Here is a 14,056-nt window from a genome sequence, read left to right as displayed (position 1 = left end):
GACTAAAAAAGTGTAAACAAACTTGTTAATATGTTGTAAATGCACACGTGGTCGTATATAAAAGGTAAGTTAGTCAAAAATATTATAATAATTGACAACAATAATAATATAAAAAAAATCACTAGGGAGTGAAAAAATGTCTAGGAATTTTCCTGTAAAAACCTTAGCGCTAGCTGTAGGTATGGCGTTAGTAGGTATGCCTGCATATGCTGCAGAAGAAACGGAAGTTGTAGCAGATGAAGATATTGAACAAATTGTAGTTGTAGGCTCACGCGCCGCACCTCGTTCTGTTGCAGACTCACCAGTACCCGTAGATGTTATCGACGGTGATGAGTTAGCGAAATCTGGCGGTTCTGACATGTTAGATATGTTAGTAAGCTCTATTCCATCATTTAACGTACGCCAGCAGCCTATCTCTGATGCTGCAACTCTAATCAAGCCTGTTAACCTTCGTGGTTTACCTTCAGATTCAACTCTTGTACTTGTTAACGGCAAACGTCGTCACCGTGCATCAGTAATCGCTTTCCAAGGTGGTGGTGTTAACGATGGTGCTCAAGGTGCTGATATCTCAGTAATCCCTTCTGTTGCATTAAAACAAGTAGAAGTACTTCGTGACGGTGCTTCGGCACAATACGGCTCAGATGCAATTGCCGGTGTAATGAACTTTGTTTTAAAAGATGATTCAGATGGTGGTTCAATCTCTGTTAAAGCCGGTGAATATGCCGAAGGTGATGGCGGTTTAACAATTATAGACGGTAACATTGGTTTACCTCTTACTGATGATGGTTTTGCCAACTTCAGTTTCCAACTTAAAAATGCTGATGATACCAGCCGTAGTACACAGCGTCCTGATGCTGCTAACTTAATCGCCCAAGGTAATATGGATGTAGGTAACCCTGCACAAATCTGGGGTAACCCTGAAATTGAAGATGATATTACAGTGTTTGGTAACATCGGTCTTGATTTAGGTGATGATAAAGAATTCTACATGTGGGGTAACTACTCAGAGCGTGATGTTACTGGTGGTTTCTATTATCGTAACCCACATAACCGTGGTAATGTTTTCTCTACCGATGGTGGTGAAACATTATTAGTTGGTGATGTAGGCGAATCAATGGGAGATGCTCGTACATGTCCTGTCATTATGATTCCTAAAATTACTCAACCGGACGGTTCAATTGTTGATGGTAATGTACTAACCGACCCTGCCTATATGGCCATGTTAGATAATCCAAACTGTTTCTCAATGAACCAAGTAATGCCAGGTGGTTACACACCAGCGTTTGGCGGTAATATTACTGATACTTCATTGACTATGGGAACACGTGGAGATATTAAATCTGGTTTCTTAAATGATTGGAGCTACGATTTAAGTGGTTCAGTTGGTCGTAACGAATCGTCATTCCATTTATCTAATACATTAAATCCATCTCTTGGAATTAATATTGAAAGCCCTGAATTAACTCAAACAAGTTTTGATACAGGTAAATACATTCAATTAGAGAAAACCTTCAACTTTGATTTAGTTCGTCTTATCGATATTGGTATGTACGAAGAGCTAAACTTCGCGGTTGGTTACGAATGGCGTGAAGAGTCATTTGAAATTATTTCTGGTGAAGAAAACTCATGGAAAGCTGGCCCATATGCTGACCAAGGTTTTAACATCGGTTCACACGGTTTCAAAGGCTTTGGTCCAGAGTCTCAAGGTGAGAATGTTCGTCGTAACTACGCGTTATATATGGATGTTGAAGCGCCAATTACTGAAAACTTTATGGTCGGCGCAGCCGTTCGTTATGAAGATTTCAATACCTTTGGTGATACAACTGATTATAAGCTAACGGCACAATTCTCGTTAACTGATAATTTATCATTACGTGCTTCACACAGTACAGGTTTCCGTGCACCAACAGTTGGTCAAGCTAACGTTGTTAATACGCAAACATCAATTGTTGAAGGTAACTTAATTCAAACATTCTTAGCGCCACCAACTGATCCTTTATCAGCTTATTACGGTGCGAAAGAGTTAACACCAGAAGAGTCAACATCTTTTGCTGGTGGTTTGGTTTACCAGAACGGTGATTTCTTCTTTACTGTTGATGCTTATTCAATTGAAGTAACTGACCGTTTAGCACAATCTAGTCAAATAACAGTTAACCCTACTAAGGATCCTGCTATTTATGCTGAACTAGAAGCAGCTGGCGTACAAAACCCTGAGCTAATCGATGGTGTAACATTCTTTACTAATGACTTTGATACTACAACGTCTGGTGTAGATGTAGTTGCTAACTACTCAATGGCATTATTTGGTGGCGACACTGGTTTCAGTGCAGCGTATAACTTTAATGAAACAGAAGTTGATTCATATAACCCTGATACAACATCTGAAGGTAAAGTTCGTCGTTTAGAAGAAGGTATGCCGGATCATCGTGCAACGTTTACTATGTCGCAATCTTGGGACACAGTAGGCTTGTTTGTTCGTGCTAACTACTTTGGTGAGTACTTTGCAACACATGCTGATGATACGTCTGCGGGTTGGTCTGAAACTGCTGATGCAGCGGTTACATTTGATGCTGAAGTTAGTTGGTACTTGAATGACAGCATTACGCTTTCAGCTGGTGGTAACAACTTACTTGACGAAGAAGCTCAAGAGCTACAAAAAGGCCCTGATGGTGCTTACTCTGTAGTTGGTGCAACTCACTATGAAAGTGGTCCATTTGACTACAATGGTGCGTTCTACTACGTGAAAGCAACTTATAACTTCTAATCTACTGTTAGAGTTTAAATAAAAAAAACCACATCAAATGATGTGGTTTTTTTACATCAGGGAAGATGGAACGCCAACTTAACATGGATGTTATAAAAGTTGGCTCACATCAATGATTAATTAATGCTTAGCCATATAATCCATCGTTAACCCCACCATTGCTTTAATGCCGGTTTGCATACCACTTTCATCGACAAAAAACTCAGGTGTGTGATGAGCCGGAGCATCGCTTGCTTTTACATCCAAGGGTTTACCACCAACACCTAAAAATAATCCTGGCACTTGTTCTTGATAAAATGAGAAGTCTTCGGCGCCAGTAACTGCCTTCGCTTGCACTACGTTTTCGTGCCCTAGTGCTGCTTGTAGCCCAGGAAGCATTTCACGCATTAATTCAGGTTTGTTATAGGTTACTGGGTAATTAACACCAAAAGGCACGGTTACTTCAACGGTTGCATTCATGCTGGCTGCAATAGTTGTTGCCTTTCGTGTAACGGCTTCTCGAATTTGCTCGCGCATTTCTGGATTTAATGAGCGTAAAGTACCAATAATTTCAACTTCGTTAGGAATAATATTACTGCGTACCCCGCCATGAATACTGCCTACGGTAACTACTCCAGCATCATCAATTAATTTAAGCTCTCGAGATACTATCGTTTGTAAGCCCATGATGATTTGCGCCGAAGTAACAATAGGATCAACACTTTTCCAAGGATAAGCACCGTGAGCTTGTTTCCCTTTAACCAAAATTTTGAACTGATCAACTGCTGCTAATGTACCGCCTTCGCGATAACTGATTTTACCAACATCTAAATTTGCCCATACATGCAAACCGAAAATTACATCAACATCAGGCGATTTCATTACGCCTTCTTTAACCATTAATTTTGCGCCGCCTTCTTCTCCTATTGGAGCACCTTCTTCAGCAGGTTGGAAAATAAACTTAACCTTGCCGGTTAATTTATCTTTGTTAGCCGTTAGTACTTTGGCCGTACCTAACAGCATGGCGATATGAGTATCATGGCCGCAGGCATGCATAACACCTGTTTGAGCGCCGTTATAGTCTGTAGTTACTTTTGAAGCAAAAGGTAAGTCAGAGGTTTCAGTAACAGGCAAGCCGTCAATATCAGCTCGTAAGGCGACGACAGGGCCAGGTTTGCCTGAGTCTAAAATGGCAACGACACCGGTATGGGCCACACCAGTTTGAACATCCAAGCCTAATTTATTAAGCTCCTGTGCAATCGTTTTTGCTGTTTCAAACTCTCTATTTGAAAGTTCTGGATGCTGATGGAAGTGCCTGCGCCATTCTATAACGTCTTGCTCTACATCTTTTACTAAAGAGTCTATAGGCGATGCATAGGTAACATTTGAAATGACCAATAAAGGCAATACGAGTTTTTTAATCATGATGTTCACTGTTGTTATTATATGGAACTATCAGATTAGGATAATTTGTAATAAAAAGGAAAGACTTTATAGTGGAAGTTTGTTTCTAATCACTCTATTAAAAGGGAACGTTACAGTTCCCACTCATCTTCATCAAGTAATTCCTTTAAGCGTTTTTTTTCAAGTAACTCATCAATGCGCTTACGGGTAATTGCATTATCTGCTTTTCCCAACTCTTTTTCAGCGTTGGCAGAAATTTCTTCATGGTAGTCATCACTGCCAATATTAGCCTCGACATCTTCAATAACTTTACTTCTCGTCATTATTGGTTCCTAATTAATGTAGATTGTAATGGTGTAATTAAATGTACTTACTTCATCTATTTTGAAAAATAGGCAAATTTTTCGCATTCGTCAAACATTAAATTACGAAAAATGTTTAACTGATTAGAATTTGCTCGAGCCAGTGTTTATATGTGTCGCGTAAGTTATTGTAGTATTTTAATTTTGTAAATATTTGACTCCAAACCGATAAAAATTGAATATGATATAAATAATTGTGACTTTACAAAAAATAAGAAGAAAGATGAAAAGACAAAATATAATCATTACCGGTGCAAGTTCCGGATTGGGCTATACCATGGCCAAACAATTTGCTCAATTAGGTCGGAACCTGGTTTTGTGCGCAAGACGGTTAGAAAACCTGAAGCAATTAAAGACAGAGCTTGAAAGTATTAATTCAACAATACAAGTGTGTATAGTTGAACTTGATGTAAATGACCATGAGCAAGTATTTAAGGTATTTAAAGATGCTAAACAGCAATTTGGTAATATTGATCGTGTGATCGTTAATGCAGGAATTGGTAAAGGAGCTTCACTGGGCACTGGCTATTTCGAAGCTAATAAAGCAACTGCTATGACAAATTTTGTTGCAGCTTTAGCTCAATGTGAAGCGGCACTTGAAATATTTAGAGAGCAAAACTTTGGTCACTTGGTGACAATATCTTCAGTGAGCTCACAAAAAGGCTTCAGGGGAGCTTTTAATGTCTATGCGGCGACAAAAGCTGGATTAGCCTCACTTACTGAAGGAATACGCATTGATCTACTTAAAACGCCGATTAAGGCCACCACCATTCATCCTGGTTACATTCGCACTGAAATATCCCATGCCACTAAAAAACAACCGTTTAGTGTTGATGCGGATACTGGCTGTAAGGCGATAGTAAAGGCGATTGAAAAAGAGGTTGGTGTTGCTTTTGTACCAAGTTGGCCATGGGCAGTGATGCGTTATGTATTACCTATACTGCCGCTTTCTGTAATGCGTAAATTTAGTTGATTATACTTTATAAATAGTTGTTAGAAGTGAAACAGCCAGCACCCTAAGGGGGAAGGTACTGACTGTTTAAACTGGTTAGATTTTATAAAACTAGGATTAGAAATTAACAGCATATACTTGTGCGATATCGACAATTGAACTATCACCAAGACGTTTTTCTAAATGATTAGCAGTTCTATCCGCTCCGCTATTTTCTGCAAAGCTGATAATGTCTTCGCCATTACACACAACTTTTAGTGCAACTGTTTTTTCTGACAAACGATGGCTTTTAATGGTTTTACGCATATCTAGTAAATCGTTGCTTTGTGCTGATTTACATACACTGATTAATGCTGACTCCATATAAGGGTTCATTGGCGCTGCACTGGTAGTGAATGCTGTTAATAAAGTTACTGATGTTAAACCTGCTAATGCTACTGATGTTAAAGTTTTCATAATGTTGCTCCGGCTAATGGCTTTTATTTATTTGGCTAAAATTGTTAATTTGTTGTTAATTGCTGCTGCCCTTTAATAGTTGCCTATTTTTCGATAAAAGTTGTTAATGAAAAATTGCTAGGTGTAACTGATTTATTCAGTGATTTTTCCCCTTCAAACGCTAAAACTGCAATAAATTCAGTACTCTTACCTGAATATCTTAATTATTAACTTGTGTAGCTTGTAATATTTATTTACATCCATGCATAAATATTCAGTTAAATTGGATTATATTGCACGTTGAGTGGCAGGTTTCATGCGGTGAAATTTTAACTATTTTTAAGTTTTTCTTGCTAAAGGTTAAATTTAGCTGATAAAGTACTGGATAAATACCCACTAGTTGAGTGTTTTAAATAAATATAAATGCTAATATCACTAACATTAGCCAACAAATAAAAGGGATCACAATGGCAGTAGAAAGTCGTTTTGTAGTCATTCGCAACGGGGTGGAGGTAGAAACATTTATGGATAAGAAAGCTGCAGATGAGTATGACAAAATGCTCGATATGGCAGATAATCTGTCCGATTTGTTTGATCAATCATCACTAGAGCTTGCTGAAAAAGAAATTGAAGAAATCAGTGTGTTTATCGCCAAACATCGCGAGGATGTGCTTATAGCTCTACAAGCTAAAAAGCCAAAACCAAAGCCAGCAATACCTGCGGTTAAAGTCGATGAGGTTATTGAAGAAACAGCTGATAAACCTAAAACCGCAAAAGCTAAGCCTAAAACAAAAAGCGTTAAAGCTAAAAGTGCTACCAAAGAGTAGATTTATTTTTGCCAACTCCTGAGTATCAACTTGTTCGTAGTAGCAAGCGTAAAACGGTAAGCTTACAAGTTAAAGGCGGCAAGGTTAGAGTACTTGCGCCTATGAGGCTTGCAGAGCAATTCATTAATGACTTAGTTAAAGAAAAATCCCAATGGCTACAGCTTAAAATTACAGAGCAGCTCAACCATGTTGAAGGCTTAAGCGTAAGAGAGTATCAGACTGGCGAGTATTACTATTATCAAGGAGAGAGATATGCATTGCTTATTGAGCAAGCTAATACTGGCAATGTTTCAATTATTGATAATACGATAGTTATCCAGTTAAAAAACCTAAGTTCTGATAGTGCTGAACTTGGCCTTAAAGTGAAAAAATCTCTTCATGCTTGGTATTTAAAAGAAGCAAAACAGTTACTTAGTAATAGATTTGAGGCTCAATGCAAACACACTAAGCTAAGCGCTGCATCATTAAAAATTCGTTATTACAAAAGTCGATGGGGCAGTTGTGATGCAAAGCAGCGCATTAATCTTAATTGGTTGTTAGTTATGGCGCCGGTTGAAGTCATTGATTATGTAATTGTTCACGAACTTTGCCACACCATCCACCTAAATCATTCTAGTCGTTACTGGCAACTGGTTTCTCAGTTGTATCCAAATTTCAAACAAGCCAAAGCTTGGCTCAAAGAACACCAACAGCACCTTTATTGGGAAAATTAATAAAACTGAAGTGTAGAAATTTATCTCATTGGTATAAGTTATTCTAAAATATTGCCATCTAAGAAATGTTTTATACACAATTACAGTCATTTAGCGGTTGACAGTGTTTCTAGCCTGAGGCAGAGTAAGGGCATGAACATAATTATGCACACAATCATTATTCTAACCACCACCATTCGAATTCGAATGGAGGTCATTGGCTAACGTGTAAAATATAATATTTTCGAAGCCCGTGACCTGCAAAGTTCACGGGCTTATTTGTTTTAAGGCCTTTAAAACAAAAAACAGTTTTAATTTTTTAAGGAAGTAAGAAAAATGAGAGTACTTAAATTTGGTGGTTCATCATTAGCAAATGCCAGCCGTTTTATCGCGGTATGTGACATTATTAAAGATAAAAGCCTACAATCGCCAGTGTCTGTAGTGGTGTCAGCGCCACAGGGAATTACCAACCACTTGGTTGCTCTTACCGAAAATCTTAACGAAGGTGAAGAATTAGAACACAGCCTTGCCCACCTTAATCAAGCAGTTGAAAATATTTTTGATGGCTTAGCTCAATCAGGTACTAACTTTAATCGCCAACACGCTGAACAAGCTCTACTCAGATGGACTCATCAATTGAAACGATGGTTGGAAGGGGCGGCAATGTTAAGCTATTGCCCTGAACATATTCGTGCCAGTGTAATTAGTCTTGGCGAAAGACTCAGTGTTGCAATCCTCGAAGCGTTGCTTACTAGCGATGAGCAAGCACTTACCGTACTAGAGCCAGAGCTGTTTTTAAAAACTAATGAATCTTCATTAAACGCAGTTGCCGATTTAGTACTTGCTAGACAATTGTTTGTTGAACAATACCCTAATCAACAGCGCATATCGTTAATGCCTGGCTTTATTGGCGTTGCGCCTTCAGGGCAAGTAACAACACTTGGCCGTAACGGCTCAGATTATTCTGCAGCAGTACTTTCTGTATGTGCTAATGCTGAATGCTGTGAAATTTGGACTGATGTAGATGGTGTTTACAATGCTGATCCGCGTTTAATAAAAGATGCTAAATTACTTGATCATCTTTCGTATCAAGAAGCAATGGAGCTGTCATATTTTGGCGCTAAAGTACTGCACCCAAAAACAATTGGTCCTATAGCGCAATATCATATCCCTTGTTTGATCAAAAACACCACTAACCCAGAAGCTAAAGGCACACTTATTTCTGCTGAAGATAAAGGTGAAAAACAAGTCAAAGCCATTTCAAACCTTGATGAACTTACTATGGTGAATGTGTCTGGGCCTGGCATGAAAGGTATGGTTGGCATGGCAAGCAGAGTATTCGCCTGTATGAGTCACGCGAATATCTCACTGGTGATGATCAGCCAATCATCGTCAGAATACTGCATCAGTTTTTGTATTTATTCACAAGACGCTTACCGCGCACAGCAAAGCTTGCAACAAGAATTTGAATTAGAATTATTGAACCAATTATTAGAGCCAATTGAATTACAGTCACATTTATCAATTGTGTCATTGGTTGGTGATGGTATGCATCAACAACGTGGTGTTGCCGGAAAACTATTCAGCTCGCTTGCGCAAGCTCGCGTTAATGTTATAGCCATCGCTCAAGATTCTTCAGAGCGCAGTATCTCTGTGGTAATTGAACAACGTAAATGCACCGATGCATTAAAAGTTTGTCATCAAAACTTTTTCTCTCACCGCCAATCTATCGACGCCTTTATTGTTGGTTGTGGCGTTGTTGGTAGTGAATTACTACAACAGATTGGTAGACAACAAAGCCATTTAAAAGCGCATGGCGTAGATTTAAAAGTATATGGTATCGCCAATAGTAAAGGCATGGGCTTTAATGCAAACGGCTTAGACATGGCAAACTGGCAGGAAGAAATGCAACACGAGGTGAAGCCTTTATCGGTAGATTCCGTTAAAAACTTTGCCCGTAACAATCACCTGATAAACCCTGTTTTAGTCGATTGTACTTCTAACGAAGACTTGGCTTTAACGTATGCAGACTATCTAGCAGAAGGTTTTCATGTTGTTACACCAAACAAAAAAGCCAACACCGACAGTTGGAGCTATTATTTAAAACTAAGAGAATGTGCGCAAAAGACCAATCGTTTATTCTTGTATGAAACCAATGTTGGAGCCGGCTTACCGGTAATTGATACTCTGCAAAACTTATTTAAAGCCGGTGATGAATTGGTTCAATTTGAAGGTGTTTTATCGGGTTCATTATCTTATATTTTTGGTAAGCTTGATGAAGGAATGTCACTTTCTGAGGCGACTGAAATTGCGAAAAGCAATGGCTTTACTGAACCAGATCCTCGTGATGACCTTAGCGGTATGGATGTTGCTCGAAAATTACTGATCATGGCGCGCGAAGCGGGTATGCCATTAGAGTTACATAACATTAAAGTGGAGCCAGTTTTACCGCCAAGCTTTGATGACTCAGGGAGCATCGAAGAGTTCATGGCGCGTTTGCCAGAACTTAACCCTGAATTTGCTGACAAAGTTGCACAAGCAGCAAGTGAGGGCAAAGTATTACGCTATGTGGGTTCTATAAATAACGGCGAATGTCAGGTGTCTATTGAAGCTGTTGATGCAAGCCACCCATTAAATGCTATTAAAGATGGTGAAAATGCATTATCTATTCTAAGTAAATACTATCAGCCGATTCCGCTAGTACTTCGTGGATACGGTGCAGGGGCAGCTGTAACTGCAGCTGGAATATTCTCTGACGTGCTAAGAACTCAAGCTTGGAAGCAGGAATTATAATGACAATAAAAGTGTTTGCTCCGGCTTCTATCGGCAATGTAAGTGTTGGCTTTGATGTTCTTGGTATGGCGGTAACGCCTGTAGGTGATCAGTTGCTTGGAGATATCGTTGAAATTTCTGCAGCTGTAACAGATGTAAGTACGCTAAGTTTATCGGGTGAGTTTGCCAATAAATTGCCAGGTGACCCGAAAGATAACATCGTTTGGCATTGCTTGGAGTTATTCAATAAAGAATTAATTAATAGCACTAAGTCTGTACAGCCAGTTGATTTGGTTTTAGAAAAGAAAATGCCAGTTGGTAGTGGTCTTGGCTCTAGTGCTTGCTCAGTAGTTGCTGCACTAGTTGCTTTAAATGAATACTACCAAAAGCCTTTTAATGACTCTGATTTACTATTTATGATGGGCAAAATGGAAGCGCAAATCAGCGGCAGTCTTCATTACGATAATGTAGCGCCATGTTTTCTAGGTGGTATGCAACTGATGGTGACGGATACGCAAGTTATTACCCGCTCTTTGCCAACTTTTGATGACTATTATTGGATCATGGCTTATCCAGGTATAGAAATGTCTACCAAAGAGGCCAGAGATGCACTGCCCAAGCAATATTCTAGACAAGATCTGATTTCTTATGGACAAACATTAGCTACGTTTATCGATGCTTGTTATCGAAATGACCCTAAGCAAGCGTTTGCTAATGTCGTTGATGTTGTTGCTGAACCATATCGTCAGTCTTTATTACCTAAATTTATTGAAACAAAACAGTATTTATTAGCCAACGGAGCGAGTGCTGCCGGAATTTCAGGATCAGGGCCAACTGTATTTGTTGTCTGTGAAAACAAAGAAATAGCTGAGCAGCTAAGCAATTATTTAACCGAGAATTATTTACAATCACCAACTGGATTCGTGCATATCTGCAAGGCAGATACGCAAGGCGCTAGGTTAGTAAGCTAAGTTGGTATTAGAGGATTATTGATGAAATTTTATAATTTAAAACACCCAGAGCAAGAAGTGAGTTTTTCACAAGCTGTACGTCAAGGGTTAGGAAAAAATCAAGGTTTGTTCTTCCCGAAAGAATTACCGAAATACGATGATATTGAAAGTTTACTGTCTATGCCGTTAGTTGAGCGAAGCGTTAAAATTCTTTATCCGTTTGTTGCCGACGATTTAACCGAAGAGCAATTTACTGACATTATTACTCGCGCGTTCAATTTTCCTGCTTTAGTACAACCGATTGATGAAAATAATTCCATACTCGAATTGTTCCATGGTCCAACGTTGGCATTTAAAGATTTTGGTGGCCGTTTTATGGCGCAATGTTTGCAATCATTTACTCAAGACAATGATGACAAAATAACCATTTTGACTGCAACATCAGGTGATACTGGCGCAGCTGTAGCACATGCATTTTATGGGCTTGAAAACATCAAGGTTGTGATCTTGTATCCGAAGGGCAAAATCAGTTTATTACAAGAAAAAATGTTTACTACTTTAGGTGGTAATATTTCTACTATTGCAGTTGATGGCAGCTTTGACGATTGTCAGGAACTGGTTAAGCGCTCTTTCGATGATTTAGAACTTGCTCAAGCAATTGGATTGAATTCTGCTAATTCGATTAATATCAGTCGCTTGCTGGCGCAAATTAGTTATTATTTTGAGGCCGCGGCGCAACTGTTTCGTCAACGAGGAAAGATAGATGATTTAGTATTCTCTATTCCTAGCGGTAATTTCGGTAACCTTACTGCGGGTATGCTTGCCAAGGCGATGGGGTTACCTATTAAACGCTTCATTGCCGCAACAAATGCTAACGATACGGTACCTAGATATTTAAAAACTGGTGAGTGGTCGCCAAACGAAACTGTTGCCACTATGTCAAATGCAATGGACGTTTCTAAACCGAATAACTGGCCAAGAGTTGAGCACATGCTTAAGTCAGGTATATTACCAGAAAGTTGCTTAAGTTCAGTGGCAATCGATGAAGAGCAAACGCAAATTGCCATGCATAATTTAAATGGTTTAGGCTACATTAGTGAACCTCATGCAAGTGTCGCTTATAAAGCACTCAAATATGATCTCAATGACAATGAGTTTGGAGTATTTTTAGGCACGGCTCATCCTGCTAAGTTTAAAGAAACAGTAGAAAGTACGTTAGGCCGCCCTTTAGGTTTACCTAAAGAGTTGGCAGATTGCTCGGGGGAAAGTATTCTTTCTTCTGAAATGAATGCTGATTTTACTGAGCTGCATACTTTCTTAATGGCACATGCGTCATAACCAAAACTGGTTATAATATCCCGACTTTAGTCGGGATTTTAATATTTAAATAAGGAAACCATGAACTGGAACAACCTGTTAAAAGCAGAGCAACAGCAAGATTACTTTCAAGCGATGTTAAAAAACATTGCCGATGAAAGAGCGCAAGGTATAACTATTTTCCCAAGTGATGATGAAATTTTTACTGCATTTTCTCTTACACCGTTCGAACAAGTTAAAGTCGTTATATTAGGTCAAGATCCATATCATGGTGATGGCCAAGCTCACGGTTTATCCTTTTCAGTTAAACCTGGAGTTAAAGTTCCGCCATCACTGGCTAATATGTATAAAGAATTAAACACAGATATCGAGGGTTTTAAGACGCCAAATCATGGCTGTTTATCATCCTGGGCCAAGCAAGGGGTATTGTTATTAAATACCGTATTAACGGTGAGAAAAGCAAATGCTCACTCACATGCTAAGTTAGGCTGGGAAACCTATACAGACAAAGTCATAGAATTACTCAATGAACAATCCAACGGTGTGGTTTTTATGCTTTGGGGCAGTCATGCTCAAAAGAAAGGTAAATTTATCGATACCGAAAAACATTGTGTACTAAGTACTGTTCACCCATCACCACTGTCTGCTTATCGGGGCTTTTTGGGTTGTAAGCACTTTTCTAAAGCCAATGATTATTTAATTAACAATAAGCAGACTGCAATTAATTGGCAGTTAAATAATTTGGAAAGTGAAGGGCAAATATCGCTTATTTAAATGCTTTTTAATCTTTGTTACAAAACACTAAGAGTTATAATTTTTAATTGTGCTAAGTTTAAAGAGCCAATTCATACTAAGAATAATTATGATCAACCTACTTAAGTTACCTTTCATTTTACTGCTGAGCTTCAGCGCTTTAAGTTACGCCAATCCCAGCACATTACCTACCGAACCACATCGTAGTGAACAAGATAAAATACGTGATAAAACCAGTAAACCAATCGATATCATAAAATTTTCAGGTATAGAGCCTGAAATGCATGTATTAGATTTATTTGCCGGCGCGGGTTATTACTCTGAAATTCTTTCGCACGTTGTTGGACCGCAGGGTAAAGTATTTTTGCATAACAATAAGGCTTATTTGTCCTATGTTGGCCAAGAATTACAAAAGCGTATGGGCGATGGCAACCTTACTAACGTTGTTCAATATGCTCATGAAGCAGATGACTTGATGTTGCAAGATAATGTCTTAGACAGTATTTATTTTGTTTTGGGTTATCATGATCTACACCATGTCACCGAAGGCTGGGATATTGACCAAGATAGCTTGTTGAAACAGCTCTATAAAGCATTAAAGCCTGGCGGGACATTGCTGGTCATTGATCATAGTGCGCCGATTGGAACAGGTACAGAATATAGCCAAGAAAAGCATCGAATAGCACCTGAGTATGTGGTTAAAGAACTTAAAGATTATGGCTTTCATTTTGTTAAACAATCCGACATTTTGGCAAACCCGCAAGACAATTACGAGTTAAGCCCCTTTGATCCAAAAGTGTATCGTAAAACAGATAGGTTCGTTTTATTGTTTAGGAAGTAAGTCCTTAA

The 14,056-nt window shown here is 38.8% G+C and carries 12 protein-coding genes; 9 read left to right on the top strand and 3 right to left on the bottom strand.

Going from position 1 to position 14,056, the window contains the following annotated elements:
• Positions 1-136: 136 nt before the first annotated feature.
• The gene (locus RI845_RS15245) at positions 137-2,764 is read left to right on the top strand and encodes a TonB-dependent receptor plug domain-containing protein (RefSeq protein WP_348387030.1); all 2,628 of its coding nucleotides are present in this window, start codon (positions 137-139) and stop codon (positions 2,762-2,764) included.
• A 120-nt stretch (positions 2,765-2,884) separates the two neighbouring features.
• Here the strand turns inward: RI845_RS15245 and RI845_RS15240 are convergent, their stop codons facing one another.
• Together RI845_RS15240 and RI845_RS15235 are read right to left on the bottom strand one after the other, a co-directional pair.
• Positions 2,885-4,168, bottom strand: a complete 1,284-nt coding sequence (locus RI845_RS15240; protein WP_348387029.1) for an amidohydrolase — start codon at positions 4,166-4,168, stop codon at positions 2,885-2,887.
• 110 nt (positions 4,169-4,278) lie between these two features.
• Positions 4,279-4,470, bottom strand: coding sequence for a PA3496 family putative envelope integrity protein (locus RI845_RS15235; protein ID WP_348387028.1), 192 nt, complete (start codon positions 4,468-4,470; stop codon positions 4,279-4,281).
• Positions 4,471-4,732: 262 nt separating this feature from the next.
• Here RI845_RS15235 and RI845_RS15230 point away from each other — a divergent pair, with 262 nt between their 5' ends.
• Positions 4,733-5,482 carry an SDR family oxidoreductase gene (locus RI845_RS15230; protein ID WP_348387027.1) on the top strand — a complete coding sequence of 250 codons (750 nt, stop codon included), beginning with the start codon at positions 4,733-4,735 and terminating at the stop codon, positions 5,480-5,482.
• Positions 5,483-5,578: 96 nt separating this feature from the next.
• Here RI845_RS15230 and RI845_RS15225 read toward each other — a convergent pair whose 3' ends face one another.
• Positions 5,579-5,917, bottom strand: coding sequence for a DUF3718 domain-containing protein (locus RI845_RS15225; protein WP_348387026.1), 339 nt, complete (start codon positions 5,915-5,917; stop codon positions 5,579-5,581).
• Between the two features lie 446 nt (positions 5,918-6,363).
• On the opposite strand from RI845_RS15225, the gene RI845_RS15220 reads away from it, so the two are divergent.
• The 7 genes from RI845_RS15220 (at position 6,364) to RI845_RS15190 (ending at position 14,048) form a co-directional block, all read left to right on the top strand.
• Positions 6,364-6,723, top strand: a complete 360-nt coding sequence (locus RI845_RS15220; protein WP_348387025.1) for a YebG family protein — start codon at positions 6,364-6,366, stop codon at positions 6,721-6,723.
• 8 nt (positions 6,724-6,731) lie between these two features.
• On the top strand, positions 6,732-7,436 hold the full coding sequence (locus RI845_RS15215) for a M48 family metallopeptidase (RefSeq protein ID WP_348387024.1): 705 nt from the start codon (positions 6,732-6,734) through the stop codon (positions 7,434-7,436).
• 315 nt (positions 7,437-7,751) lie between these two features.
• Positions 7,752-10,208 (top strand): bifunctional aspartate kinase/homoserine dehydrogenase I, encoded by a 2,457-nt coding sequence (thrA, locus tag RI845_RS15210; protein WP_348387023.1) that lies wholly within the window; start codon positions 7,752-7,754, stop codon positions 10,206-10,208.
• Positions 10,208-11,158, top strand: a complete 951-nt coding sequence (thrB, locus tag RI845_RS15205) for a homoserine kinase (protein WP_348387022.1) — start codon at positions 10,208-10,210, stop codon at positions 11,156-11,158. Before thrA ends, thrB begins: the two co-directional genes overlap by 1 nt.
• 21 nt (positions 11,159-11,179) lie before the next feature.
• Positions 11,180-12,475 (top strand): threonine synthase, encoded by a 1,296-nt coding sequence (gene thrC, locus RI845_RS15200; RefSeq protein WP_348387021.1) that lies wholly within the window; start codon positions 11,180-11,182, stop codon positions 12,473-12,475.
• Positions 12,476-12,535: 60 nt separating this feature from the next.
• Positions 12,536-13,228, top strand: coding sequence for a uracil-DNA glycosylase (gene ung / locus RI845_RS15195; RefSeq protein WP_348387020.1), 693 nt, complete (start codon positions 12,536-12,538; stop codon positions 13,226-13,228).
• An 88-nt stretch (positions 13,229-13,316) separates the two neighbouring features.
• Positions 13,317-14,048, top strand: a complete 732-nt coding sequence (locus RI845_RS15190) for a class I SAM-dependent methyltransferase (RefSeq protein ID WP_348387019.1) — start codon at positions 13,317-13,319, stop codon at positions 14,046-14,048.
• Positions 14,049-14,056: the final 8 nt, after the last annotated feature.

Source organism: Thalassotalea nanhaiensis (genome assembly GCF_031583575.1).
In the GTDB taxonomy this organism is placed as follows: Bacteria; Pseudomonadota; Gammaproteobacteria; order Enterobacterales; family Alteromonadaceae; genus Thalassotalea_A; species Thalassotalea_A nanhaiensis.
This window is presented reverse-complemented; position numbering and strand designations above follow the sequence as displayed.

Coding starts and splice junctions, on each gene's coding strand:
- RI845_RS15245 (WP_348387030.1), top strand. CDS start 137: ATGTCTAGGAATTTTCCTGTAAAAACCTTAGCGCTAGCTGTAGGTATG.
- RI845_RS15240 (WP_348387029.1), bottom strand. CDS start 4,168: ATGATTAAAAAACTCGTATTGCCTTTATTGGTCATTTCAAATGTTACC.
- RI845_RS15235 (WP_348387028.1), bottom strand. CDS start 4,470: ATGACGAGAAGTAAAGTTATTGAAGATGTCGAGGCTAATATTGGCAGT.
- RI845_RS15230 (WP_348387027.1), top strand. CDS start 4,733: ATGAAAAGACAAAATATAATCATTACCGGTGCAAGTTCCGGATTGGGC.
- RI845_RS15225 (WP_348387026.1), bottom strand. CDS start 5,917: ATGAAAACTTTAACATCAGTAGCATTAGCAGGTTTAACATCAGTAACT.
- RI845_RS15220 (WP_348387025.1), top strand. CDS start 6,364: ATGGCAGTAGAAAGTCGTTTTGTAGTCATTCGCAACGGGGTGGAGGTA.
- thrA (WP_348387023.1), top strand. CDS start 7,752: ATGAGAGTACTTAAATTTGGTGGTTCATCATTAGCAAATGCCAGCCGT.
- thrB (WP_348387022.1), top strand. CDS start 10,208: ATGACAATAAAAGTGTTTGCTCCGGCTTCTATCGGCAATGTAAGTGTT.
- thrC (WP_348387021.1), top strand. CDS start 11,180: ATGAAATTTTATAATTTAAAACACCCAGAGCAAGAAGTGAGTTTTTCA.
- ung (WP_348387020.1), top strand. CDS start 12,536: ATGAACTGGAACAACCTGTTAAAAGCAGAGCAACAGCAAGATTACTTT.
- RI845_RS15190 (WP_348387019.1), top strand. CDS start 13,317: ATGATCAACCTACTTAAGTTACCTTTCATTTTACTGCTGAGCTTCAGC.